A 25,920-nucleotide genomic window follows, 5' to 3' on the forward strand; every position below is an offset into this window, starting at 1 on the left:
ACAACTTGGATAAGCGTCCGAACAATTCTTTTATTAGAATTTGATAATTGCGTACAATGAGCTTTTTCATAATAGATTTTGATGCGCCTGTTTCATCTGTTTCTTCTACTGGATTTTCCATTAATAACGGAATGATATTTTTCTTTTGGAATGTCAGTAATCCTACATAATGTTCATTTTGTAAGTGATGACGATTTAATTTTAATGCTGCGATTCTTTCTTCAATTTCCTCGTCTACATATCACTCCAAGAACGTTTTTTACACTTTCTCCAAAGTTGTTTTTTTCTAATTTCTCGTTGATAAACTCTACTTCATTCATTTCTAATTCCACCTTAGTTGAATATCGAAAATTATCAATCATATCATCTTGATAATTTTTGTATTTGAAACAGATATAGATATCCTCAGTTAATCTATCTTTCTCGTCATCTATATCAAAGCACTTGCGCCCTATCATTTGTTGTGTTTGTACATGGTCAAATTGATTTAGGAGGATGATACGTTTCAAGTCCTTGCCCTTTATATCAATACCTTTATCAATCGCTTAATTTGCAAGTGTTCTTTGAATTGTAAATCGTTTTTCTTGTGCCAACCATTCGATTTTATCCTGCATTTCTTTATCTTTCTGATTAGTAAATTTACCATCACTTGTTTGAATCCACATAGAATCGTAGTATTCCACGTCATAGCCTTCTGTGTTTAATTGCCCGCACAATCCCCTTATCATTCCCCTTGATTTTCCACCTTTCCACAAACACTAGCCATTTTTCAACTTTAGGAATGTCTTTCACGATTTCCTTTAATGGTTTGTTGGAGAAAATGAAGTTCATTCTGTTTTCCTAGCCAAGTTCCTTGCAGTAATCCAAGAATGTATCCAAATTGATTCCTCTGAACTTTAAGATATTGGAGGATTAATTGTAGTGTTGCGGTAAAAAGGATAATTGGTTTTGTTTTTGCTACTTCAATAAGCTTTAACATGATACGAACAGTTGTTAAATTCCAAGCATCTGCAATGAAGTAATGCGATCCATCGCATATAATAACGTCTGCTTTGATCTTAATCCGTACGTTTTATTTTGAAACATCGGTTTGATTAAATCCTCAATGATGAATGTTGATTTGCCTGTCCCAATAGGTGATGCGATTAGGCTGACTCCTGGTTTCAAAATGTCTTCCACATTTTCTTTGGTGATAACATCTGTTATATAATTTTTTCATTATATATACCCTCCGTCTTTGGAGCAGTAAACGGACAAAGTTTAAATTTCTATTAATAGACTCTCAAATTCATGGACGTTAAATGTCCGTATTGTTTAAAATTTTTTCGTCTTATTGTTACATAGCATCGTTATCATATTGATGTTTTTGAATTTATAAACTTAGACACGAATCAATATAAATTTATTACAATATTAAAAATAGAAAGACAAAACGTATCATCGACAATTGGGGCGTTAACGACATTATTTTATGGGCTTCAAGATACAGAAATGGGGATTAGAACGCTAGAGTTCTTCGTTGAATTGAGGCTATTAGAAAAATGCGAGTTTGGTAGCGGAAATACTAGAGGAAACAAGAAGTTATAATTACTTATTGTAAAAAATATGAAAAATCTATTTGGCTTCCTTACATAACGAAGTCAATCAATATAATAGCGATGTGATAGACGAAATTTCTACAGTCAAGGTTTTTAGCTCCATAAATACTCCTCCCACATTTACTATTTTTCAATTAAAACCATTTATATTTACTAATTATACTATTTATGAAACCAAAAGGGTTAATCCACCTTCTCGTTTATAATTAATTACTTCTCAACTTAATATGTTCAATAAAAAAGAATCTACTCCAATAAAAGTAGATTCTTTTTTATTGAACATTCATGCAAAAAGATATTATTAAACGAGATTAAGTATAGACTTACGCATTAATTTTCATTTAACGTCTCCATTAAGTAGCTCCGTAATACTTAATTGTTCTATCTCTTTAGACTGTTGTAGTTCTTGTAGACTATTCTCTTCTACACATCGCATTTCTTGGTTAAATTGCTGTCTTAATGCCTTTACAAACATTTTTTCAATCATTTCTCTATTCATTCCTTCGGTTACAGCTTGTTGAATAAAATCAGCTAGTTTAGCTTGCAAAGGGGCCTCATTACTCTTTTTTATAGCCATAGTTGACTGATAAATTTCCTCAAATGAAGTGAATGCCTTTGCATACCCTTCGACAATTAGCTGTACTACACCTTCACTATCCCCAATACCGTAAAGAGGTGACCATTGTTGTTTCAAATTCTCTAATACCCCTTCCCAAGTACCACTGGATTTCGTTCCTGAAATTTTTGACGAAGCAACGAGCACTGCATCCGATGGTGCATGTATAAATTTATTTCGTTGCATCGCATATGATCCTGAAAAAGGTGCATTGAGCCTCTGATTAGACATTAAAAGTAACTGTCCACTTATAATGTATTGACGAATTGTACTTTTCTTAACCCATTTTTCTAACCCATCAGCTGGAAATACCACAGCTTTACCTCCATGTTGAAGTGCAGTCTCCACAGCCGTAGTATCTACACCTTTCGCTCCACCAGAAATAATTACAACCCCGTGCTCCGCTGCTTCCCTAGTAATGTTCGCTGTTAGTGTTAGTTCATCGGTATTTGCAGCTCTGGCTCCAACAACCCCTAATGCATTATATGATAAAATTGAAGGGTCGCCTGCATAGTAAAAGAAAGCCGGTACAAACTTTTGTGTTAGCTTCTTAATGCGCTTCGGCATATGTGAACGGAACATAATCCCATATCCTTGATGAACAATCTCTTCAAGTTCAAGCATTGAAATCCCAAGTTTTTGACGTGCTTCAACTTTCTTTAAAATTTTTGATTTTTGTGCATTAGTCGCTTGCGTTAAAGTATTTAGCAACTCGCTCGCTGTCATTGTAAGTAATACTTCTGGCTGTAATTTATGCTCACCTAATGACTTAACAACTGCATTCCACTCTAGTATCGTGAGTGGGGTTGTTTTTGTTTGTGCAAGCTGTGCACAAAATAAGTATGTTGAAATTTCATTATTCGTAAACTTCATATAACTACACCTCTCATTAATCACTACCACTCGTATCAGCTAAAGCAAACGGTGTTACTTTAATATTGATATATTTCTCCCCAAGCAGCTCAGTCGCTATAGTGAAGGTCCATTTTGAATCAACAAAGTCATCTACTAATAAGATGTGATGATTATGTAAGTTTTCTTCTTTTTGAATATACAAATAATCACGAATTCCCTGCTCTTGATAACAACTATTAAGCAATGTTTTTTGCTCTGGTTCATTTGATTTCTTAGCAAAGATATGAGTGTACTTATATTGTAATGCATATGCTAATCTTTGTGCAAAATTAGGTATAAGTTGCGGGCGACGATTTGATGGTATTGGAATAACTATTAATTCATTCGTACTAATTCCTTTCACTCGTAAAAAATACTTTAACTTATCAACTGATGCTTTCACAAGTATATCTGAAAAATGATTATAAACATATTTTCCACGACTTGCCTCTTGCCCCAATAACTCATGATAATAACTAAGGGCGATTCCCTCTTCATTTACTGTACTCAACCTCTTATTTGTTAACACAGATTTTTTTCTCGGCTCAATTCTTATAAAATTTTTCTTAAAAAAGATAGACACTTTCTCAATATCATCTATACTTAATTGATTGTCTGTCCAATTCCGAGTATTCCCCAAACAAGTACTACATTTACCACACGGGTGAGATACAGCATTATCTAATGCCCTTGTTAGGTATGCCATTTGACAATCCTTTGTTTGTTGAAACTTAAGCAGTTCTTGGTATTCTTGTACCTTCATATTAATTACAGAATCATAATGCTCCTGCTGACCAGTATAATTTTTTAATGTACGGAAATAACGCCCCTTGGAATCTTTTGTGATAAATCCCTCAATCATGAGTAATTTTAATATCTGATTAAGTATAGAGGACTTTATATTCATTTTCTGCTCTAAGGTAGATTTCTTTACTTCATCATGGCTATCTAAAAAATGAATTACTTGATTAATATGTTCCTGTTTTGGGAACGAATTATAAATAAAATGTCCATTAATTTGATTTTCCTCTGCTCCCCCGTAAAGAAGTACACAAATTGCTTGATCAATCCCACGGCCCGCACGGCCAATCTGCTGATAATGTTCAACAACAGATTTCGGAGTATAGTAGTGAATAACGAAACTAATATCTTCCTTATCGTAGCCCATTCCTAAAGCTATAGTAGACACAAGCACCTTCAAATCATTATTAATTAGTTTATTCTCAAGTTCAATTTTAACTTCCTCAGCAAGGCCACTGTGATACGCATTCGCATTAACTGCATTTTGACGAAGCCAAGTAGCAAGACGTTCACATTCTCTAATCGTCGTTGCATAAAGAATTCCTGAACCTTGTAGCTTACTTAAATTCTTTACAATCCATGCATATTTTTGTTCTGCAATCGGCAAATAAATTTTGTGTAAATACAACGATTCCCTTTGAAGATCACCGCTAATGATTTCACAATCCCCTAACTGTTTAGCCACATCCTTAATTACTCGATTATTAGCTGTTGCAGTGGTTGCCAACACAGCAATGTTTTCCGGTAAGATTTGAAGTAATTGATGAATGCGTCGATAGTCTGGCCGAAAATCATGCCCCCAGTCTGAAATACAATGCGCCTCATCAACAACAAATAAACTTACCTTTAGTTGTGATAAAAGATGAATGAAATCTTCTTTTTGTAGCTGCTCAGGCGTAATAAAGAGCACATCACGGACGACGTGGTTCATTTATTTATATTTCATCGCAGGTTATTCATCACTTTTTTATATGACCATTCAATTCGCTGGATAATACAATTGCAAGTAACTAAATATAGTTTCACTAGCAGGTCTCTCATATCTATCATTTGAAGATACTAATAATGAGAATGATGAAAAAAACAGGACTATACTTTTAATTTATTAAACCTTTATTTTCGGATATAAAGAAATTCAAATATTTTATTCTTGTAACTGGTGTTATAATATTAAAACATTGAAAAAATAATTGGAGGAGATTTAGAATGTCTATTAAATTACCTATTAAAAAGATTATTGATTTTACATGCCCTAAATGTAATGTAAGTTTTTCAACATCAACTTTAATTCAGGATTTGGAACATGTGAGTTCGGACGAACGAAGCATGGGGGCGGAGAACCAATATGATTTTATAACGCAAGTACAATGTACAAACTGTAAACATGAATGGGATGCGGAAGGTGAACTTTGGGAGTATCCTTCTGATGTAATTAACTTAATTGAAATTAAATAAGGAAAATTGGCTTCACTATTGACTAGTGAAGCCTTCTTCATGGTATCCGTTCCCTCTTATAATTTAACACCATTAATTGGAGCTAAACAGTAACACAATGACAGTGGATCTCCTTCAATTATACGGTAGTTAATCCCCCATAGATACATTAATTTCAGCAATTTCACACGAGTTCAATAAGTAGTTATTAAAAAAGTTTTAATTGTTGGAGCCTCCTTCTTTCTTGACAAAGTTAACTGACGAAAAATCTCACTAAAAATTAGATTAACTGTATTAGTACAACTGGACAACACCTTGATTAGAAGACTAGTAGTTCAACACCTAAAAAATATGTAAGATATAAAACTTTTCTATATAGAAGTAAAATAGCTTTTTCAATTATAGGCAATTTCTTATCAATTTACTTCTCACAAAATCTTTTAATATTTTACTTTCAAATGCATCTAGTGACAGTGAATTAATATCTAATTTCTTAATTTGACTAATTACCTCATCCAAGTCTTCCTCAAGTAGCTAAGTCACTGCAGTAAAAGCTTATTCTTTAATCCACAAAATCATCTACCAAGAGGATATGTTGGTTCTGCCTATTTTTCTTTTTTTGAATGTATAAATAATTATAAATCCTCTATTCATACTATAGAATTTCAACTGCATATCTCCACCGGAAACAAAAGCTAAAGTTTTCTCTCTATCCAAATGTAACTAATCTATATTATCTAAAAGGTTAAAAATCCATTCCTACATTTTCAAGCGGGATTACCATAACCTCTCTTTTTAATATATAAGCATCCTGCCCTAAGAATAATTATAGCTAATCCATCTCCTCATACTACCTACTAATTTCTGGTTTTTGTCATGGTCAAAACATAGATATTTTGAACATTAGGCTCCTTGCGTAAAATATTCGTAGCCATTGTTAAGGTTGCTCCAGATTGATATAAATCATCAACTAATAAAATAGAAACAGGTCTAATAATTTGTGTATTATAAACTATTGAATCTTCTATTGCATGCTGTTTTTCTGCTAAACCCAAACCCTTTACTTGTTGATTTTTAACTTTCTTTAAAACATCATGACAAACATATACATTTAAATTTTCACCTATTGCATCACATATTGCAAACACTGGCTGTTTAATTCTATTCTTTGATGGGGGCACAGGAACAATTAACTCAATTTCATTGTGTATTCCCCATTTTTTCAAAAGAGGAATAACCAGTTCCATTATGTCATTTATTGTATCCTCTCCTTTATATTTTAACCGATAAACCAATTCTCCAATATCGCTCCTTTTAGTATCGTACATTGGGCGTCCAAACTGATCATCCCCTATATATATACTTGATAATGTATGAAGGCCTAAAGCATATCCTTCGTTCCATACGCCTTGTAATACAATCAGATTTCTCGTTTCCATCTTCTTCCCACTCTTTCTAAACTTAATTAATCCCCTCTTACAATATATTTCCTTTTATTCGAATTATAAAATATTATATCCTCTTTCTTCCTTCCTTAATTGTGAATTTAAGGATATCTATTCTGTATAAATACTCTGTTGTACTTTTCATGTTCTAGCCCTTAGGAATATTTTAACATATATCTTTAATAATCGTTAAATATTATCTATTGTCCTATTAGTACTTTTTCTATTAATTCCCCTCTTCAGCTCCTGGAGGGGACATTCGGCATAGATTTTTTTCTCATCTACCGTTCTCTTTAAAATCTTTCTATATTCTACTTGCATTATATTAATTATTTATTTAGCATTTTTTAACATCATACTTTTCATTTTGAAAAGTATGTCTATTAATTTCTCAAATAATCAATCAAATTTGTTTGGTTTATAAATTCAACGAAACAATTCAATTGGAACATTCCATTTAAAATACTCCACATTTTGATTAAACAACCAGTTTACTTTTATATAGTATAAAATTTTTAAAACTATTAATTAATTTTCGTATGTTTTAAAACCATTATCATTACTTATCCATCACAACTATGGCTCAAAAATATAAAATTTCCTTTGACTAATGGAAAGGGTTAAACTTAATATATAAATATAATTATATAGGAGGGGTCATTTTGAGAAATAAATTACATCGCAAACGTCTAAAATTATTTTCTAAAACAAGAAAATTTAATCGTTTATCCCCAAAAGCAGAAGAAAGTAAGGATTCATCAGTATTTTTAACCCAAGCTGCTATTATAGTATTATTGTTAACTTTTTTATCCTATTCATTTGCAGCTCTTTTTAAAGGTGGGTATCACCAGTATTTTCATTTAAATTCACTAGCCTTTCTTAAGTGTGACACAAATGACTTAATACATTTCTTTTTAGGTATTTTCTCATACATAGCTGGAGCTTTATTTTGGTATTTTGTTATTCTTTTCAGCTGGGTTTTACCATTCAAATTTACACTACCTTCAAAGGCCTTGTACAACCAAATACATTCTACAATCATCATATTGATAGCAATATATATATCGCTTTCATTAATATTTGACTTACAAAATCATTGGGGTACACAATTTTTATTTTTTGGTTCTTTAATGATTTTTGCTTTCTATGGTCTTTTACCTAAAAAGATTCAAAATGTATTAAGGCATATCGCTACGCCTTTACATTCTTATAAATATTTAACACTTATTACCCTATTTATATTTTTTGGACTCTCAGCCCACCAATTAGGAATAAAAACTGCAAAAGAGCAAAAAGTTTATTTAACTTTTACCAGAGATAATATGAATTATGTAGTGATTAGTAATAACGATAATAATTTAATATCAGCTCCTCTTAACCCAGATTCTACTATTCGCCCTTATTTTAAAGTATATTCTCAAACCGAGAATATACTTTTTAAAAGCGTCATATTTTCTAATGGAATAAAAGTTGAAAAACCCGAGAAAATAAAGTGACTCAAAAAGTTCCAAATTCTATTTCATGAAAGAATTTGGAACTTTTTTCAATCTACTTCTTAAGTCATTTAGAAATCTTTACTTTACAAAATAGCTTAAAATTCCTTAATATTCTTCTAATCTATCTATAAATAAAAACTATTCTAGAAATCCGAATCCATCCCTTAGCTAACCTTAAACTATTATCGTAAGAAACAGTTGTAAATGTTTTTTTAATTAAAAGTTTTGATGTTCATAACAATAAATATGGCCTTGAAATTTGTCTATATATGAAAGGCAGTATGTTTTAACCTTTTCTGAAACATCTTTCTTACAAAATCACATTTCGCATCCACTTTAATTATTGGAGTGTTTGGATATACCTTTCGCACTTGCTGGGCCAGTAAGTATGAGATTAAATGCATGTGGGCTTGAACGTAACCTCTTTCACGATACATTGTCAAGAATATATTAACGTATTGATTGAAACTATTTGCTTTTCGATCTTTTTTCATATAGGAACCTATAATAGAGCCTAATCCTGGTGGATTATTAGGACATTTTAGCCTTTTTATAGGAATATATATATCTGGAATGGCTAATGGTAATTCTTTTGATCCAACTGGATCTCCATACACCCATTGTTCTCTCTTTAATTTTTCTTGATAAACTAATGAATTAATTCCTGTTATTGTTATATCATTGTCCCCTCCAATTAAAATATTATAGCCAAAGGCTGCTTCATTTGTCTTTAATTGGCTAATATAGAAAACCTCTAAATAATTTATAGTTTGGTTTAAAGCATCATACATAGTTGAACCCTCATCAACAATTGCAAATTTATCTATTATAAAAAATTCAAAATTTTCCTCACCATAAGTATTAAAATCATTTTGTAACTGCTTATTATGCATACTCCCCTCTCTTAATGCATATAACCGTACGGTACGAAGATAATGAAATATTTTTTTAGTAGTTTTTCCAATATACACTTTACCATTTATTTTATTGAAAATAGCATATAATCCACATACCCTATGTGAATTATGAAATATACAAGAACATTTCTCATCCAACATCTGCAAATATTGTCTTTTTAGTTTAATGTCTTTAACGATTTCCACTCTTTTTCCTCCATATTATTTTGTCGAATTAAAATGCACTTTATTTTTCAATCAAAACATTGCAACATATATTCCTTATATTATTATTAATAAATTCATATGATTCGTAGTGTATTTATATTTTAAGCTTATTGTAAAAACACATAAAGAACTTCCTCTTATTAAAAAGCTGCTAACATCACAAAAGAAGGAAACTCTTTCTTTAAATCATGAACGAAATAGAATTATTCGTAACAATATTGTCATCACAATGCATCTAAAAATAAAAAGGATAGACATTTCTATCCTTTTTATAAAATCTTTTAACTGAATTAAAGTTCTATAAGGTGAAACTCTTAAAGAACTCTGAATCTAATTCCTTAACCAACCTTAACGTGTCACCATAAGTAAATAGTTGTAAATGCCTACAAGCACGCGTAATAGAAACATACAGCAATCGTCTTTCAATTTCCCAATAATTCTCTTCTTTATCCTCATCTGGTATTCTAGTAGGTTCAATTAAATCAATAATATATACAAAGTCAAACTCTAGACCTTTTGCTGAGTGGAAGGTACAGAGTTTCACACCAGGAGTATATGGATTTCCCTTCTCTCGAATATCTTCTGATGGAATACCCGCATCGTTTAATGCACGTTGAATTCTAAATTTTGCTGAGTTTCTTGAAGATCCCTCACGATATAAAATACCAATTGTACAATTTGGTGCTTGTTCAATAATTTGTTTTACTGATTTAATAATTTCTCTATCTTGAGATTCAGCATTTTTACAATTCATTAAATACGGGATAGGACCTTCCCTCTCCGGTAAATTGGGAATTACGTATTCCTCATCATGGATAATCATATCATTTTGTTGGAGACTTGCTGCTAGTTGAATAATTTGTTTTGTCGAACGGTAGGATTCTTTTAATATTTTCGTACGATTACCCGTGACATTCAAACCAATTTCTTTCCATGTAAAAGATGTTTTATAGATTTTTTGCCCTTTATCAGCAGCAACAATAAATGATTTTTTAGCAATATGCTTTAATGCTTGCAGTTGAACCTGTTGTAAATCTTGAGCCTCGTCAACAAAAATGTGATCATATTTAATGGAATCTGGAAATATAGCTGGATTCTTCATGAGAATAACAGCTAAATCATCAAAATCAAGTAAATAGTTTTTCTTCTTATTATATTGATCAAAGACTTGATAAATAATCTCACGATCATTCATGGTAACACGTGTATTGGTACCGCGCCCTCTTCGATCTACTTTCAAATAATCATGTAAAGTAGAAATGTTCTTTCCTTTAATCCATTGTATTTCATCCTTTAGGAAATCGAAATAATCATCATTGTTTACAAAACGATGATCAAGGCTTGATAAGCTTTTTATAGCCTCTTTTAAAAACCCATCCTGTTTATTCCCTTGTATAATCATAGGCTTCTTTTTCATGATTTTATAATATGCACCATATGCCCAGGAATGGAAAGTTTTTACTTCTAGGTTAGGAAGGTTGTACTTCTCAATTAAAAATTTAGTTGCATTAGAAAGAGATGCTGCGTAAGTGAATATTACAACTTTTTCATCTGGGTATTTCATCGCCGTTTTTTTCGCTTTTCTTAATAATACAAGCGTTTTTCCACTACCAGCAATTCCTCTAATCAATATTTCATTTCCTGTGTAATCAACTATATCCTGTTGTTGCTTAGTTAATGTTACTTCCGTACTCTCTACTTTATTTTCCATACACATACAAAGGGGATTTTCTCCCCTTCTCCTACACCTCTCTTATCATATTACGGCAAATCATCGTCATCATTCTCTTCTTCATCTAAGTATTCCAATGCACTTTTAAAGGAGTCTTCTTCTAGGACCATATTCAATGCATTATTTGTTAGTTCTTCTATCAAATGCTCTGAATCACTATCATTTTCAAATGTTCTCCAGTTAGTAGCTATTCGTCTCCAAATATTATTCATCCTGTTCCCTCCTAATCAATCGGATGTTCTCCTTCACCACAAATATCTATATGAGGGCAGTAACGACAAATTTCTCCTGGTTCAGCATGGAATATATTCTCATTCATTACATCTTCCTTCATATCAATTAACAAGGAAGGCTTATTCATAACTGCTTCTTCCACCAATTTATTTCTAACCTTTTTTGTAAGACCAGGAAGCTGAAAATTCTTCCTCGCCTGACTGATACTGATGTTTCCACTAACCGCATCTTTTTTTACACTGATGCCCGCACTTTTAATAAACGTTTCGGCCATTACCTCTTTTTTATAGTTCGTCCATTGGGGGAATAATTCGCTTACCGTTTTAATAACCTGCTCATCCGCTAAAGCGGTACTGCGCTTGACCAATCGAATTAATTCTGTAAACATAAATTGATGAATAAATTCATCAGTAAAAACAGGCGAACGACCTAAGATATAACTAAAGTAAAATCGCCTTTTACATTGGTTATATTCTATTAGAAAATCTGTAAATGTTAGTTCTGTTAAATCCTCATCATCTATATCTACCACTATGTCTTTAAAATCAACTAGATTAGGGCGCGTTTTCACTACAAGGTGATTTGCCTTCTCCTTATAATCTATTACTTTTAATCCTAATTGATGGACATACACAGCAGGTTGAAGATCTTCCCTGTCTAAGAAATTTTGCATCCAAGACAGTTCAGTACTTTCATTTACTAAAAATTCCAAAGCAATAAATAGTAAATACCTTGAAATCTGCTTGATGGATTGGTTTCTCAATGTATGTAATTCAAGTACTTCATGACGAATGGAGAGTTTTTCAAACGTAACATCCTGTAATGGCCATGGTGTACTGAATTCATCAAGAGGTAGACCTTTTTCATCTAACCCTGTTAGATAAAAAGTATTAATATTTGTTTTAAAAGATTCCCCATCAACCTCAATAAACGGTTTTATAAAGGATTCATCTGTTTTTGATAATTTCCCACTCAAATAAACATTGATGGCTTCTCCAACATCATCATATAGGAAGAAATTATCATCCTGAATTTTCTTTAGTTTTTCATTCAATGAATGAATAATTTTCGTTTCATCTTGAAGTAATTTAGAATGCTGCATTGGATTATGTTTATCTAATATCGCTAACAATTTATCAAAATGTTCACTTATAGTGGCTTCCTTTGCTTCTATATCAAACAATTCTTCCGCAATGAAAACGAGTTGCTTCACAAAATAGTAAACTTCTTCAACTTGCTTCTTGCTTAGTGAAAAGTGAGCAAATTTAGAAAAGGGACTACGCACACTCGTTACAATCCTATCATCCCTTGGCCCTTCAAAGGCTGGTAATATTTCTTTATAATGCTGCATTAAATCAGAAAACCTTGGTACCCAATCCGCATGAATTGTACGACAGTTACCAAAGAACGGTAACAGTTGCTTTAGCAAGTATGTGTAATCCCTAGCATTTTTCTTCGTTATGGGGTTATAAAGCCAACCTGATGAAAACGCTGAAATTAAAATATCTTCATTTAAAATTAATGTATTCTCATCAATCATCTGGTGAATCTTACTAATGAATTGACCAACCGGATATTGTAAAAAGTTTCTTCTTTCCGCAAATTTATTCGGATAATATTGAACAAGAATCCCATTCAACATATCAGCATTAGTTGCAATAATTTGTACTTTATTCTTGTTTTTATCCCTTTCATCCTCTGACTCACCAATCGGATAGTTAGGGATAATTACATCATTTAAAAATTCAAAAAAGGAATTATAACGAATAACTTCTTTTTTAAGGGTTCCCCCCGGTGCATTCTCTCCTTCAAATGCACTCAAAAATTCAGTGCCGAGGGACTCTTCCTTGTTTTCTCGATTACTTTCAATTTGCCAATTATCAGTCCACTGATATTCTTTAGAAATAAAGCCTTTTATAAAATCAAAGGTTTCTGGAAAACGATGATCATAAAAATTAAAGAATATAATAGAAAAGCCTGCCTTCCTGAGAGCTTGTAGAAAAATCTGCTGCTCAGGTGTAATGAAGTAAAATCCATGTAAGACAAGCTCATTCATCCCAACATCTAGTGCTGGTTTTTGAGTTTTCTCTAAAAGCTTGTTTATCTTCTTTTTGATTTCTTCTATTGCCCATCCCTTACGAAGCTTATTTCGAATATCTTTATAAGTACTATCTTTTCCCTCTACTTCAAACCAGATTTGTTGAAAGAGCTTTTCCTTTTCTGTTAGCTTATTACTTTCTAGATTGATTGTAGTTAAATCAATGGGCTTCACCCCGGTATACGTCAGAAATCGAATCGTTTCAAGAAGATCAGAACGATTATTTTTAAATGCATTTTTCAATTCTGCATTATCCGTGTTAAGCTCATTGATAACCCGTGAAAGCTTTAAATATTGTTTTAGTTGCTCTTCGGGTAAATTCCATCTTGTTAATAATTCATCAATAATTTCGCGAATTGTAAACACATAACAAAACTCTCGTCCTTCTTTGTTTTGATAAGCCTCTACAATACCGTCCTTCATATTTTTGGTAGCACATATATGAATAGCATTTTTTATCTTGTTATATTTTGAATGATTTCTCCAACGCTTCGGATCATCATATGTATATACATCAACGTTCATGATTCACCTCATTAAAAGCTCGTCCTAGTAAATTACCCCATGTATTTTCACTTATTTTTTCAGGCATCATTAAGATTAGTCTCTTTTTCGCACGTGTCATCGCTACATACAATAATCGTGTTTCTTCTCTTTCTACTTCAAAACTTTCATAATTTTGAAGTGTAGCAAAATGGTTATTTTTAATTTTTTTAGCTTTCCAGCCAACAATCCGTTTATCGTCACTCATCTCTTTTTCATCTTGTATGTAAAATGAGGCTTGTTTATTACTAAATGAGTGGCTCAGTTTAGGCATAATAACAGTATGGTACTCTAGGCCTTTCGAACGATGGACAGTCGTAATTTCTACAACTCCTAATTTCGTATCAATCATTGGTTCATTTTCATTACGATTTACACGAATTTGTAAGGTTAACCATTCATGAATGTTCCAAAGCGTACTACTCATTGAATCAAATTGCTTTTGGATGATGTTCATTAAATGATATAAATTTTTCTCATACTGTTTTACAGCTATCTCAATCTCTAGCTGTTTTATAGATTCATCTATTTTAGGGCTATCTCCATACTTCACTTCATAATAGGATGAAACATTTTGCAGTAATCCCTTTTCAGAGATAATTTTTTGTATAACAGCCATAACAGGTAATCTTTTTAACTCATCAAGATACTGTGTAAAGTCATTTCCCATATGCAATTGTAAAAACTTTATAATCTTATCACTATCACCTTTGAAGGGAACAAGTAGTTTAGTTGGAATTGCATATCTAAAATAAGGTGATTGTAGAAAATTAACCACATGCTTTGCCTCACCTGGATACAACAGGGCATCTAACATCATTTTAAAATGTATGACTGCATCTGATTTATAAAACGTACCATCTAAATTTTGCACAGTGCCTATTCCTGCTTTTTCACACCACTCTCGTACTTCAAGAGCTTGTTTATTCGTACGTACAACAAGGGCAATTCTTTTGTTTTCATCATCTGGTAACTGTTTGGTTATATCCACAGATTCAAAAATATGACGAACTGTTTTTTCTTCTATATTTTTCTTATTTATATTAGGATAAAGGAATTCTTCTATTGTTGGCTCAGTAATCTGCATCCCCTTTAAACGATCATTATCCGTATAAGGAAGCAAACTTTCATTACCTGTTGGACCCCAGCACTTCTGCCCCCAAACAGAAAATACCTTATCTAGCTTTTCTAATAAACTGCTGGTTGTCCGATAGTTTTGATTTAAAGCAACAGGCGTAAATGATGAATTAACCCTTTCTGCTAATCTTTTAAAGGACGTGTAATCTGCACCACGGAAACGATAAATCGATTGCTTAATGTCTCCAACTACAAAAAGATGATATTTTAACTGATTTTGCAGACTTGCCACTAGTTCAATTTGTGTATTATCACTATCCTGAAATTCATCAACAAATAAATATTTATCAGTTTGAAGCTGTTTGAGTGCATCACCTTGTGTAAATAACTTTAGTTTTCGGATCATATCCCCTGTATCAATTGCATTTTCTTTCTTTTTTTGTGATTCTAATAAGCCTTCACATTTCTTGAATACATATTGAAAAAGATCCTTAAGAACTTGATGCTCCTCTTTTACTACCGTACCCCAATCAATTGATTCAATTTCTTGTCTAGTTAAACCCTTCTTCTCCATTTCATCCCAGAAACTCTTCATCATTTTTGTAACTTCGTAAAACTTTAAATTTAAATCGACTAAAACCTTCGCAGGATGTTTTTGGAAAAATTCGTTAGCAAGATTTTCAAGGATGTCACTCTTCGTTTTAATAAAACTTCTTACCTTTAAGTTTCTACCAAAACCAATTTCATGTGCTAATTGAGTTAAAATAGATTTAGAAAACGCATGAATTGTACTAATTTGTATATTTTTTACTTCTTCAGCAAAGTAAAGATACTTTGTTTTCTCTGTCAATTTAAACATGCTTAATAATTTCTTTTGCAAACGCTCCTTCATTTCATTAGTAGACGCATTTGTAAAAGTAACCATTATGATGTCTTTAAGTGTAATGCCAACCTTTTCTAACAGATAAAAAATACGATCAATCATAACGTATGTTTTTCCTGTTCCCGCACCTGCTGTAATCATTAAGTTATCCGTATGCGGCGTATGAACTGCTATATACTGACCTAAATTAAACTCCGGAAACGCTGGAGCCAATATATTCTTTAAGAAGGATGCCTCTACCTCTCCGTCTTGGATAATTCTTGTATCCACTGAAAGGAGTGTCTCTTTTGTTTGAAAAACTTGAAGTTGAAATTCATCACAAAAATCCTTTTGCAATGCAAGCCAACTAGTAGAAATAGAAAACGTGCTAAAGATATAAATTTTTAAACCTTCCTTTAATAATTTGTCGATTTCCTCTTTTTCTTTTTGAAATTGCTCCTCACTAGTAAAAACATATAAATTAGAGAACCGTTTTTGTTTTTCGCTTTTTATTTCATCTGTTTTTTCCCTTGCCAAATTTCTAATATAAAAGTGTTTTTTTAATGCATCCCATTGAGAATCCTGTAAATTCAATCTTGCTTTATATATATTCATACGCTCAAGTTTTTGAATCCAAGTCCCTTGTTCAAAGTCATCTTTAAACAATATAAAAGGAGTATTTAACAATTGGTTAAAACCACGCTCTATCCATTGTTCACTCGTAATATAAGGCAAGGCTACTACCGCTCGCTTAGAAAATGCTCGATTCAGACTGTCCTTTTTTTCAATATCATCACACAACATATTTAATTGTTGCTCCGCTTGGTTAAAAGGCTCACCTTTATATGAATGAACACCATTAGTACAATGCCATATATGACCTTGTATTCCTTTAATTTGATTTATACTTATTCCTTTTACTTCAATTACAGTTATACCAATCTCTCGATCAACTAATAAGATATCTATTTCCCTTTTACTAGCATGATTTTCCTTGAACATTGGAAAATGTAAAAAGCCAAAACTTTCACGTTCAATGAATACTGATTTTACTTTTTTCCAAACGTCACGCTCCGCATCAATGCCTGGCCGATATTCATCCATTCCTTCAATAAACAATTTGTACAAACCCCCAAATAAAAAACATTAGTATTATTATACTAAACCTTCAATCTAAAATAGATATTTTTTTACAAATTAATACATACTTTGGCATTTCATATGGTAATTAACTCCCATAATTAGAATCTGAATTAGAATTTTTCTTCAGCTCAATTAAGGTTTAATCCATTTGTTTTCTATTAAACAGTTATATTCCTTATATCAACATAATATTCAAAGATATTGATTATTTCATATGGTTACCATTTTATATTGTACCAATAAATAATACATAAGTTGTATATTTATTTTTTAAATTATACAATTAAAGTGAACTTCTACAATTTTAAAACCTTTAAAAACTTTTTCTAAGTATTTCAAATCCATATTATTTAAGCAAGATTTAGCAGTAAAGTTTTCCACTTTGAATCTAAGACATTGGTCTTTAAAAATAGGAGGTATATTCATGGAAGGATTAACTATTAAAGCTATCCCTTTCACAAAAGAAGAAATTGATAAAATTAAAACGGATTATAATGTTTTTAATGACTACCCTATTTTATATATCCTACATAAAGAGAAAGAAGCTTATATTGGTGAAACAGTAAATGCTTTTAATAGATTACACAGGCATAGACTAAATAGGCATAATACTTCTAATGCTAAAAACAGACATGATTTTAAGCACGTAACACTGATTAAACATGAAAAATTTAATCAATCTGCTACATATAATTTGGAAACAAAGTTAATTAATTATTTCTTAGGTGATGGACGTTACACGTTAAGAAATGTGAGTCAAACTGTATCACCAGTTGTACACAACTATTATCAAAAAAAGTTTTATGCGGAAAAAGTCTTTAAAGAAATATGGAGAGAATTACTGTATAAAGAAAAAATTGTGAATAAAGATTTGTTTTTAATTGACAATAATGATATTTTTAAACTCTCTCCTTTCAAAGAACTCACTCCTGAACAGTTTGAACTATACCAAAATGTTGAGGTTGAGTTAGAGGAACAATTTTTAAAAATAAATACCCAAAATAAAACAGAACATAAAGTTATTCTAATTGAAGGAAGCGCCGGAGTTGGTAAAAGCGTTATTTTAAGCTCACTCTACTATAAGACTCTAGCACTCTCTAAAGATAAAAACTCTAATTTATATAATACTTCAAACTATATGTTAATAAATCATAATGAAGCATTAAAAACTTTTCATAAGCTAGCATCTAGTATAAAAATAATACAAAAAAATAAAATATTAAAGCCTACTACTTTTATTAATTAGAAAACACTAAGTAAAGATAAAGAAATAGCAGATATTGTATTTATTGATGAAGCTCACTTACTATTTTCTGGTTCATATAGATATAAATACTATAATGGCAATAATCAGTTAGAAGATATTATAAATAAAGCTAAAGTTACAATAATTATTTTTGATCCAAAACAGGTAACTAAATATAAAGCATTTTGGAATAACAAAACATTAAACTCAGTTATATCAAAATATACCCCTACACGACATACGCTCTTTACCCAAATGCGAATGCATGCAGGTGATGAATTAATATCCTGGATAGATAATTTTATTTATAAAAAAATTATGCCTTTACCAACTGTCCCTAATACTTACGATTTTGATATATTTGATTGCGCTTATGAAATGCATCAGAAAATAAAAAATATAAATTCAAAGAAAAAACTTTCCAGAGTAGTATCAACTGTTGATTTTGATCACAAAAAAGATGGCGGAAAGTATTATGTTAATACAGGTAAATTGAATTTATTATGGAATCAAACTGATCCATCAACAATTTGGGCAAATAGGGAGGATAGCACTCATTGTAAAAGCTCAATTGATGAGGTAGGTTCAATTTATACTGTACAAGGATTCGACTTAAACTATGTGGGCGTTATATTGGGACCATCTATATCTTATGATGAGAAAAATAATAGACTTTTAATATTAAGTGATAAATATAAAGACATTGAAGCATTTAAAGGGCTAGGAACTAATCCAAATGCTATAAAAATAAAAAAAGAAATTATACTAAACTCGCTTAATATCTTGCTAAAACGAGGCATAAAAGGTCTTTATATATATGCACATGATGAAAAACTAAGGACCAAGTTACTAGAACTTAAAAAAGCTACTCTTTAATACAAATAATTCAATAAAAGGTTACTCATTAGTACTTATTATTTAGTCAAAACATATTATTAAGTAATTCTAACAACTAACCCTAACCATGCAGCTTCTACTGTACTTGTTAGCCTACAAGCTATTTGTTAGCAAGAATTTATATACGAAGTCAAAAAGAATGTAGGTTTTAATCTACATTCTTTTTACTGCTCAATCTATAAATTTGAAAGGCGTTGTCTTCATACCTCTAAACTTGGACTAATATTTCTAAATCCTTGTCATGCTTCACATACAATAAAAGGTAGTGAGATCACCTATTTCTTCTACAATTACTAGCATATTTCTAAATATTTCTTCTTATTTATTAACCTTTTTATACTTTTTTTAACTTTATGATAGAATTTATTTCAAAAATGGGGAGATTGAAGCTAATGATGATTATACAAAATTGAAAACATTTCAATATTCAACACTAGAATGACCGCACAAAAAACTCTATACAAAACATATAGAGTTTTTTTACATTTATTTTATTTACTTCTTTGACTTCAATTTAAAATTGAAAAATCTTCTTTTTCGCGGCGCCGATTTGAATGGATTTCGAGGTTTATTCTTAAGAGCAATTTCAATTTCTTTTTCAATTTGATTCCCCTCTTGAATTAGACTATACATTTCAGAACGGATCTCATCGATATCATTATATCCAGTCTTCTTTATTAAATTATCCAATGTAGCCAATTTTATCCCCTCCCATTTCAAAATTTCCTCATACTCATATTATCATATAACAAGATGAAGGTACACATCCGTGCGTAAAATTCAACTGTTCTAATATCACTTTCACTAAATCCGGCAGTTGAATCTGATTGTAAACACAAAACACCTAGAAATTCATCATTTACTATTAGTGGATAACCTAGTATTGAACCAATAGGTGTCATTTGTAATTCAAAATCCTCAAATCGTTCATCATTTTTTTCAATTCTATCTACAATCACCGGCTCTCCCTTTTCCCAAATATATCCTGCAAAACCTTCACCTTTTCCAAAGACTCTTTTCGAAACAGACTCCGCGTTTATACGAACACTTTCTTTAATAACTAATTTATTATCACTAAGTCGGAACATTGCAATCGATTTGTCGCTCAGGTCTTTTTCTAAAACCGTAATGCATTCCTGAAGGATTTCATTAAGCATCTTACGTGGCAAATCCTTATTGTCCACTCTGTACAAATAGTTAAGTGACCTAATTATCCTATTAGAGTTATTATTATGACGTATGGATACTGTAAGCTTAGCATCCATCTTACCGATTTCTTCTTCTAATGTTTTTTTATTCTCCAAACTCCTTCCCAACAAACTATTAATTACATTATATCTAGAATATAAATCATTATATGCCCTTCTCAAAGCATATGGACCTTTTTTGAACCCTGGATCATAAAAGGGATTCGGAAAGTTTGTTACCGCTGTACCAATTTCATTTTTTTCACTTGAACGCCAATGATTACCCAAATGCATCATCAAATCAAACATAAAATAGATAATACCTACACTTGCGATTACCTTAATTCGGTCAACACTTGCGAAGACTGGAATCTTTTTAAGTATATCAGCAGCAATCCCTGCAAACCCATATACTATCGCAACAACCAAACACAGAGCTAAAAAATAACATAGGATCCTCATAGGCACCGATAGACGTTCTTGCTTTTCAGCATTAGATGCAATTTCGTTTTCAGAGCTTATTTCCTCAGTTCGTTCTTTGTCAACCACGGGTGTTTCTCTTTTTTCTTCTTCTCCTACAGCCGTTTCCTTAATCAGTTCTTTTTGACTCATAAATACCTCCATTTTTAATATCATATATTCTCTTGAATTCTATACTCTTATTTGATTATACTTTAAAATTTTAATAGTAAGTTGTTTATGTATAAAAGGTGGGCTTTTGCACAAAGAAAGTTCATAAAAAACGCTGTTTGCAAAGTTTGCTGTTGTTTTTTCAAAAAATTTAATATGCTTTATAATAGGAGTACCGCCACATCGCTATTAAACTAACAAAATAAAATACCTCATAAAATGAAAAAACACGCTATTCTTTCAATAAAATCATAGGAAAAGATGGCGTGTTTGTATGTGTATTTCTGTATCTGATGAATTATAATCTCTCTACCTCTGTATAACAGAGCCTACTTTGTATTTAAGTTTTTTCGTTTCTTTCATTTTTTCAGAATGAATCTACAAGTTCTTATTTTAATTCCTTATTGAACTAATCTAATCCGTTATTGGAAGAAGAATTTTTAAACACTACAGAAATGACTTTAATATCTCTGCACAGTCACAACACTTTAATGTGTTTTAAGTACGTTCCTTTCCAAACATGAAATACAAAAGACATGCTCAATAAATAATTATAATTATTAACATGAAAAAGGCGTATCTTATTTATTAGATACGCCTTTTCACTGTTTTTCTATACAACTACCAAATAATACTTTTATCTACTTTGAGAGATTTACAATTACATATTATCTATTTTTTATAAGGTTTATTAAACCAATAGTATTTCCCTCATCTATTTTATGATTAGTAACTCTTTGTAATTCCTGAATCGTCCTTAATTCATCTATTTTTCTTTCATTATGTCTTTCTTGCTCAAATATATTCACACAATCTTTATAGTTATCTGCTCTATAATTAGAGAGATAATTCTCAAACCTACTAATTGCATATGGATAACGATAATCTACAGGTATCTTTAATATATCTAACTGTTCTACTAATTGTTTCTCAGCTAGTATTAGATTCGTTAATGTATGATTATTTTTTTCAACTCTTTTATTTATTTGTATCCTATTTAATCTATAAATTACCTCGGTATACCATCTTGCCCCTAAATATATTGAACCACCAAAACTAATCCATACAAATATAAATCGTATTATTGCAAAATACTCTGGAATTATACTAAAAACTAATGCAAAGGGAATAAAAACTATAAATATAAATACTATACTTAAGATAATATTTAAGAAATTTGGAAGTTGTTCTAGATTAAAATATGGACTACTTAATCTATAGTATTCTTTCCTAACATTATACAATTTTCCTACTAAAGGTTTCCCCTCACAAATATTATTGAAACATATTTCTCTTTCCATAGATGCACCTCTTACACAATTAATAATTATATATATTAATATATTATATTTATAATATCAATGTTTTATTACCATTACATACTAAATAGAATAAGCTGGGTATCTCCTCTTACATATAAACCATTTTTATTGATACAAGATATAAATCGTTAATTTTGACTATATGGTTGAGAAGGCATGCTATAAAATGAAAAAAGATGATGATGAAATATCATGCAATATTTTTACTTAATTTCTCTATTTCTATTTCCTACATAATCCAAAAATAATGCCATACTAGCTCCAATAAATATTGCAACGAGTCCTATAATAATCAAACCAAAAATGTTGAAAATAAAAACATATATTAATTTATTTGTATACTGTTATTATTTATGTTATGATGTAATAGTTGTTAAATTAAGTAAAATTATTACGTTTTGCTTACTTAATGATTTATAATAAAAAACCAATAAAGATAAAATTCAGCGGAGTTCTTTTCTGTTTCACCTCCGTAATTATACAAATTAAAAGAACAGGGACATATTTAGCGAAGTTCTTACCCATTCACTTTCGTAATGATATAAATTAAAAGAATGGTGATTAAATTTTTTTATGGCTCTACTGTATATGAGCCATAAAAAAGAACTCTCAATTCTTAGAAAATCAATACTAGACGAGGGTTCGTTTTTTGGTTACACTCGGCTAAATAAACAGCCGATAAAGATAAAATTCAGCGGAGTTCTTTTCTGTTTCATCTCCGTAATTACACAAATTAAAAGAACAGACACATATTCAGCAAAGTTCTTTTCCCGTTCACCTTCGTAATGATATAAATTAAAAGAATGGTGATTAAATTTTTTATGCTCTACTATAGTGAGCACAAAAAATTGCCTCCCAACTGTTAGACATGTCTAACGATTGGGAGGCAGTTTTTTTCTATAAAGAAATACAAATACACTTTGTACAAAAAGATCAATGACTATGAAAATCTTTATGATTCAAGGGGAGTTCTTTTTAGAGATGTATTTTCAATTTCTTTATATTGAAATCCACCATGTAGCGTCATTCTTGAGTCACTAATGAATTCTACAAATTGAAGGATTATTATAGATTATTAAAATAAGATATACCGGTAACAAAACGTTACATTGATATTAGAAATAATTATATCCATTTCGATTTATCTATTCATAATACTGCGTATAACGAATATTCAACTAATAGTATTGACGTATATCAGGAATAGGAAGGATTTAAATCAAGAATACTTTTACATTTAGTTCGTATACATCGACTTTATACGCTTTAAAATTACTATCAGTATCCCTCACTCCCTCGTCTACCGATAGTAATAGCCATATTTCTTTAAATACACGTATATATGATTTGATTTTATACGAAAGACCATGAGCTATTAACAATTCAGTTTCAGATAAAATACGTAGACCATAGGAGTTGATGTTTCTTGATCTAGAATACATTACTCGGTCTTTTTTTATAGTACAAGATATAAATCGTCTGTTTGAATTATATAGTTGAGAAGGAATGCTTAATAAAGAAGGAGGATCATGATGAAATATCAAACAATATTTCCCTCATTAAAAAAATCGCTTTTTATCTTTATCCTTTCTTTCAGTATGTTAATTTTCACACTCCCTACCTCTATCTTTGCACAATCCAATAACAATGCAAATCCTGTTACAAATTACTATGTATCTCCAACAGGAAACGATCTCAATCCCGGTACATTAGATCAACCTTTTGCTACCATTCAAAAGGCTGCTAACGTCGCTAAAGAAGGAAGTACAATCTACATAAGAGGCGGAGTTTATAACCAAAAAGTCCGTGTCAATCATTCTGGTGCCTCAGGAGCACCCATTACTTTTCAAAATTACCAGGATGAAAAAGTCATTCTTGATGGTTCTAAAGTCAAGTTAGAAGATGATGGGTTATTTACAATAGAAGACAAAAACTATATTCAAGTAAAAGGATTAGAATTTCGTAACTTAAAGTCAACGAAAGTTAACGAAACCCCTATTGGTATTTATATCACTGGAACAGGAAGTTACATCGATATTAAAAATAATTATATTCACCACATTGAAGCAAATGTTAAGGACGGAAATGCACACGGTATTGCTGTATACGGTACTTCATCTAGTGCACAAAATAATTTAAATCATATTGTCATCGATAATAACGAAGTAGCAAATTTGAAGTTAGGACTGAGTGAAGCAATTGCTGTGAATGGGAATGTAGATTCCTTTGAAGTTACCAATAACAAGGTACATGATAACAACAACATCGGAATTGTTCTGATTGGACATGAAGGCGTATCTCCAGTAGCTGCTTTAGATCAAGCACGGAATGGAGTTGTTCGTAATAACATTGTCCATCACAATTCATCCATCAATAATACGAGTTATAATGAATATTCAGCTGATGGTATTTACGTGGATGGCGGAAAGGAAATTATCATTGAGCAAAATCAAAGCTATGAAAACGACCTTGGTATTGAGGTGGCAAGCGAACATGCAGGAAAAAGCGCAAGCCAAATTACCGTTAGAGACAATACGATATCCAATAATATCATGAGTGGTATTGCAATTGGTGGATATGACAGTAAGCAAGGATATGCTGAAAATAACACGATTACGAACAATGTAATTTATAAAAATGATACAAAAGATCAAGAGAGTGGCCAAATCGAGTTAAATTACGATACTCGGAACAATGTAATTACCAATAACCAAATCTATGCAAGTAATAGCCGTATTTTTATTAGCAATAATTTTAATAAAAACACTGGAAACAAACTGGATTACAATCACTACTATGGTGAATTCGATCAAGCTAATGGCTTATGGCAATGGAAAAGAAAAACGTATAAAGGCTTTACATCTTATCAAGCTGGTATGAACCAAGAAGGAAATGAACAACATAGTGTATTTAGCAAATTATCCCCTTCATTCAAACTTACTTTAAAATGAAGCAAGTTTACTAAAATGACTTTATCTTAAAACACTTCAAATCCCCTCCCCTATAATGGCAAGGATGAATTAAAAATTGCAGTTTCAATTGAAACTGCAATTTTCCCATGTTTATAAAAACTCTGTATTTATTCTTTAAGTACAGAGGCGTACCTATAATTATATTTAGTAAGCTGCGGCTAATTTCTCTTGATATTAAGTACTAATACCTCCGCAGAAATTAATCTATTATTAATTCAAGAACAAGTATATTAAAAATATAACCCCTTATTTTTAGTATTTCTTTTTATATTTAATAGCTCCTTCTCCAATATGAATAAACAACTTTTATTATCCCTAAAGAAATAAAGAAATATAAGAGGATATTCACAAATTGTTCTGCTGTAATATATTGAAGTATGTTAAGGAGAAATAATATAACTATTCCCAGATAAAGAGTATTATATAAAAAATTAGTAGTTTTATACTGAATTTCTAAACCTCTCTCATCTCTTGCCTCTTGGCTTTTTTGAAATTTAAACATATATAATTCACTTAAGCATGATAAAACTATAATAATAATTACAGCATACTTTATAAATTCCATTTGT

At 31.0% G+C, this 25,920-nt stretch carries 19 protein-coding genes and 1 pseudogene; 4 read left to right on the top strand and 16 right to left on the bottom strand.

Annotated features, from left to right (window positions below; genetic code table 11):
• Nucleotides 1-221: 221 nt before the first annotated feature.
• The 5 genes from ACZDYH_RS17820 to ACZDYH_RS17840 all read right to left on the bottom strand — a co-directional run bounded on the left by ACZDYH_RS17820 (nucleotide 222) and on the right by ACZDYH_RS17840 (nucleotide 4,840).
• Nucleotides 222-509 carry a hypothetical protein gene (locus tag ACZDYH_RS17820; RefSeq protein ID WP_474886799.1) on the bottom strand — a complete coding sequence of 96 codons (288 nt, stop codon included), beginning with the start codon at nucleotides 507-509 and terminating at the stop codon, nucleotides 222-224.
• A 36-nt stretch (nucleotides 510-545) separates the two neighbouring features.
• A complete protein-coding gene (locus ACZDYH_RS17825) occupies nucleotides 546-728 on the bottom strand; it encodes a hypothetical protein (protein ID WP_474886801.1) in 183 nt (60 codons plus the stop codon).
• Between the two features lie 265 nt (nucleotides 729-993).
• The gene (locus ACZDYH_RS17830) at nucleotides 994-1,167 is read right to left on the bottom strand and encodes a hypothetical protein (protein WP_474886803.1); all 174 of its coding nucleotides are present in this window, start codon (nucleotides 1,165-1,167) and stop codon (nucleotides 994-996) included.
• Between the two features lie 768 nt (nucleotides 1,168-1,935).
• The gene (locus tag ACZDYH_RS17835; RefSeq protein WP_474886805.1) at nucleotides 1,936-3,087 is read right to left on the bottom strand and encodes a DNA-processing protein DprA; all 1,152 of its coding nucleotides are present in this window, start codon (nucleotides 3,085-3,087) and stop codon (nucleotides 1,936-1,938) included.
• 16 nt (nucleotides 3,088-3,103) lie between these two features.
• The gene (locus tag ACZDYH_RS17840; protein WP_474886806.1) at nucleotides 3,104-4,840 is read right to left on the bottom strand and encodes a helicase-related protein; all 1,737 of its coding nucleotides are present in this window, start codon (nucleotides 4,838-4,840) and stop codon (nucleotides 3,104-3,106) included.
• 275 nt (nucleotides 4,841-5,115) lie between these two features.
• Between ACZDYH_RS17840 and ACZDYH_RS17845 the strand changes: the two genes are divergently transcribed.
• Entirely contained in the window at nucleotides 5,116-5,364 is a 249-nt protein-coding gene (locus ACZDYH_RS17845; RefSeq protein ID WP_474886809.1) for a hypothetical protein, read from the top strand.
• 836 nt (nucleotides 5,365-6,200) lie between these two features.
• On the opposite strand, the gene ACZDYH_RS17850 is transcribed toward ACZDYH_RS17845, so the two are convergent.
• Complete coding sequence (locus ACZDYH_RS17850; protein WP_474886811.1) at nucleotides 6,201-6,782, bottom strand: ComF family protein; 582 nt, start codon at nucleotides 6,780-6,782, stop codon at nucleotides 6,201-6,203.
• Nucleotides 6,783-7,450: 668 nt separating this feature from the next.
• Here ACZDYH_RS17850 and ACZDYH_RS17855 point away from each other — a divergent pair.
• Nucleotides 7,451-8,284: a hypothetical protein gene (locus ACZDYH_RS17855; protein WP_474886813.1), complete on the top strand. Its 834-nt coding sequence runs from the start codon at nucleotides 7,451-7,453 to the stop codon at nucleotides 8,282-8,284.
• A 263-nt stretch (nucleotides 8,285-8,547) separates the two neighbouring features.
• Here the strand turns inward: ACZDYH_RS17855 and ACZDYH_RS17860 are convergent, their stop codons facing one another.
• The 5 genes from ACZDYH_RS17860 to ACZDYH_RS17880 all read right to left on the bottom strand — a co-directional run bounded on the left by ACZDYH_RS17860 (nucleotide 8,548) and on the right by ACZDYH_RS17880 (nucleotide 17,073).
• On the bottom strand, nucleotides 8,548-9,387 hold the full coding sequence (locus ACZDYH_RS17860; RefSeq protein WP_474886815.1) for a GIY-YIG nuclease family protein: 840 nt from the start codon (nucleotides 9,385-9,387) through the stop codon (nucleotides 8,548-8,550).
• Nucleotides 9,388-9,706: 319 nt separating this feature from the next.
• Nucleotides 9,707-11,125 carry a UvrD-helicase domain-containing protein gene (locus ACZDYH_RS17865; protein ID WP_474886817.1) on the bottom strand — a complete coding sequence of 473 codons (1,419 nt, stop codon included), beginning with the start codon at nucleotides 11,123-11,125 and terminating at the stop codon, nucleotides 9,707-9,709.
• Between the two features lie 44 nt (nucleotides 11,126-11,169).
• On the bottom strand, nucleotides 11,170-11,352 hold the full coding sequence (locus tag ACZDYH_RS17870; protein WP_474886819.1) for a hypothetical protein: 183 nt from the start codon (nucleotides 11,350-11,352) through the stop codon (nucleotides 11,170-11,172).
• An 11-nt stretch (nucleotides 11,353-11,363) separates the two neighbouring features.
• Nucleotides 11,364-13,997: a hypothetical protein gene (locus ACZDYH_RS17875; RefSeq protein WP_474886821.1), complete on the bottom strand. Its 2,634-nt coding sequence runs from the start codon at nucleotides 13,995-13,997 to the stop codon at nucleotides 11,364-11,366.
• Nucleotides 13,987-17,073 carry a UvrD-helicase domain-containing protein gene (locus ACZDYH_RS17880; protein WP_474886822.1) on the bottom strand — a complete coding sequence of 1,029 codons (3,087 nt, stop codon included), beginning with the start codon at nucleotides 17,071-17,073 and terminating at the stop codon, nucleotides 13,987-13,989. Before ACZDYH_RS17880 ends, ACZDYH_RS17875 begins: the two co-directional genes overlap by 11 nt.
• A 448-nt stretch (nucleotides 17,074-17,521) precedes the next feature.
• Between ACZDYH_RS17880 and ACZDYH_RS17885 the strand changes: the two are divergent.
• A pseudogene (locus tag ACZDYH_RS17885) lies at nucleotides 17,522-19,219 on the top strand (DUF2075 domain-containing protein).
• Nucleotides 19,220-19,735: 516 nt separating this feature from the next.
• Here the strand turns inward: ACZDYH_RS17885 and ACZDYH_RS17890 are convergent.
• The 4 genes from ACZDYH_RS17890 to ACZDYH_RS17905 form a co-directional block, all read right to left on the bottom strand.
• Nucleotides 19,736-19,939 (bottom strand): hypothetical protein, encoded by a 204-nt coding sequence (locus ACZDYH_RS17890; RefSeq protein ID WP_474886824.1) that lies wholly within the window; start codon nucleotides 19,937-19,939, stop codon nucleotides 19,736-19,738.
• A 17-nt stretch (nucleotides 19,940-19,956) separates the two neighbouring features.
• Complete coding sequence (locus ACZDYH_RS17895) at nucleotides 19,957-21,039, bottom strand: GAF domain-containing protein (protein WP_474886825.1); 1,083 nt, start codon at nucleotides 21,037-21,039, stop codon at nucleotides 19,957-19,959.
• A 686-nt stretch (nucleotides 21,040-21,725) separates the two neighbouring features.
• Nucleotides 21,726-22,358: a hypothetical protein gene (locus ACZDYH_RS17900; protein WP_474886827.1), complete on the bottom strand. Its 633-nt coding sequence runs from the start codon at nucleotides 22,356-22,358 to the stop codon at nucleotides 21,726-21,728.
• A gap of 674 nt (nucleotides 22,359-23,032) precedes the next feature.
• Nucleotides 23,033-23,221 (bottom strand): hypothetical protein, encoded by a 189-nt coding sequence (locus ACZDYH_RS17905; RefSeq protein ID WP_141530627.1) that lies wholly within the window; start codon nucleotides 23,219-23,221, stop codon nucleotides 23,033-23,035.
• Nucleotides 23,222-23,911: 690 nt separating this feature from the next.
• Between ACZDYH_RS17905 and ACZDYH_RS17910 the strand changes: the two genes are divergently transcribed.
• Entirely contained in the window at nucleotides 23,912-25,330 is a 1,419-nt protein-coding gene (locus tag ACZDYH_RS17910) for a right-handed parallel beta-helix repeat-containing protein (protein WP_474886829.1), read from the top strand.
• Between the two features lie 292 nt (nucleotides 25,331-25,622).
• Here the strand turns inward: ACZDYH_RS17910 and ACZDYH_RS17915 are convergent, their stop codons facing one another.
• On the bottom strand, nucleotides 25,623-25,916 hold the full coding sequence (locus ACZDYH_RS17915; RefSeq protein ID WP_284559366.1) for a hypothetical protein: 294 nt from the start codon (nucleotides 25,914-25,916) through the stop codon (nucleotides 25,623-25,625).
• Nucleotides 25,917-25,920: the final 4 nt, after the last annotated feature.

Source organism: Bacillus sp. EB V-12, from assembly GCF_056158125.1.

Coding starts and splice junctions, on each gene's coding strand:
- ACZDYH_RS17825 (WP_474886801.1), bottom strand. CDS start 728: ATGATAAGGGGATTGTGCGGGCAATTAAACACAGAAGGCTATGACGTG.
- ACZDYH_RS17835 (WP_474886805.1), bottom strand. CDS start 3,087: ATGAAGTTTACGAATAATGAAATTTCAACATACTTATTTTGTGCACAG.
- ACZDYH_RS17840 (WP_474886806.1), bottom strand. CDS start 4,840: ATGAACCACGTCGTCCGTGATGTGCTCTTTATTACGCCTGAGCAGCTA.
- ACZDYH_RS17845 (WP_474886809.1), top strand. CDS start 5,116: ATGTCTATTAAATTACCTATTAAAAAGATTATTGATTTTACATGCCCT.
- ACZDYH_RS17850 (WP_474886811.1), bottom strand. CDS start 6,782: ATGGAAACGAGAAATCTGATTGTATTACAAGGCGTATGGAACGAAGGA.
- ACZDYH_RS17865 (WP_474886817.1), bottom strand. CDS start 11,125: ATGTGTATGGAAAATAAAGTAGAGAGTACGGAAGTAACATTAACTAAG.
- ACZDYH_RS17870 (WP_474886819.1), bottom strand. CDS start 11,352: ATGAATAATATTTGGAGACGAATAGCTACTAACTGGAGAACATTTGAA.
- ACZDYH_RS17875 (WP_474886821.1), bottom strand. CDS start 13,997: ATGAACGTTGATGTATATACATATGATGATCCGAAGCGTTGGAGAAAT.
- ACZDYH_RS17895 (WP_474886825.1), bottom strand. CDS start 21,039: ATGAGTCAAAAAGAACTGATTAAGGAAACGGCTGTAGGAGAAGAAGAA.
- ACZDYH_RS17900 (WP_474886827.1), bottom strand. CDS start 22,358: ATGGAAAGAGAAATATGTTTCAATAATATTTGTGAGGGGAAACCTTTA.
- ACZDYH_RS17910 (WP_474886829.1), top strand. CDS start 23,912: ATGAAATATCAAACAATATTTCCCTCATTAAAAAAATCGCTTTTTATC.
- ACZDYH_RS17915 (WP_284559366.1), bottom strand. CDS start 25,916: ATGGAATTTATAAAGTATGCTGTAATTATTATTATAGTTTTATCATGC.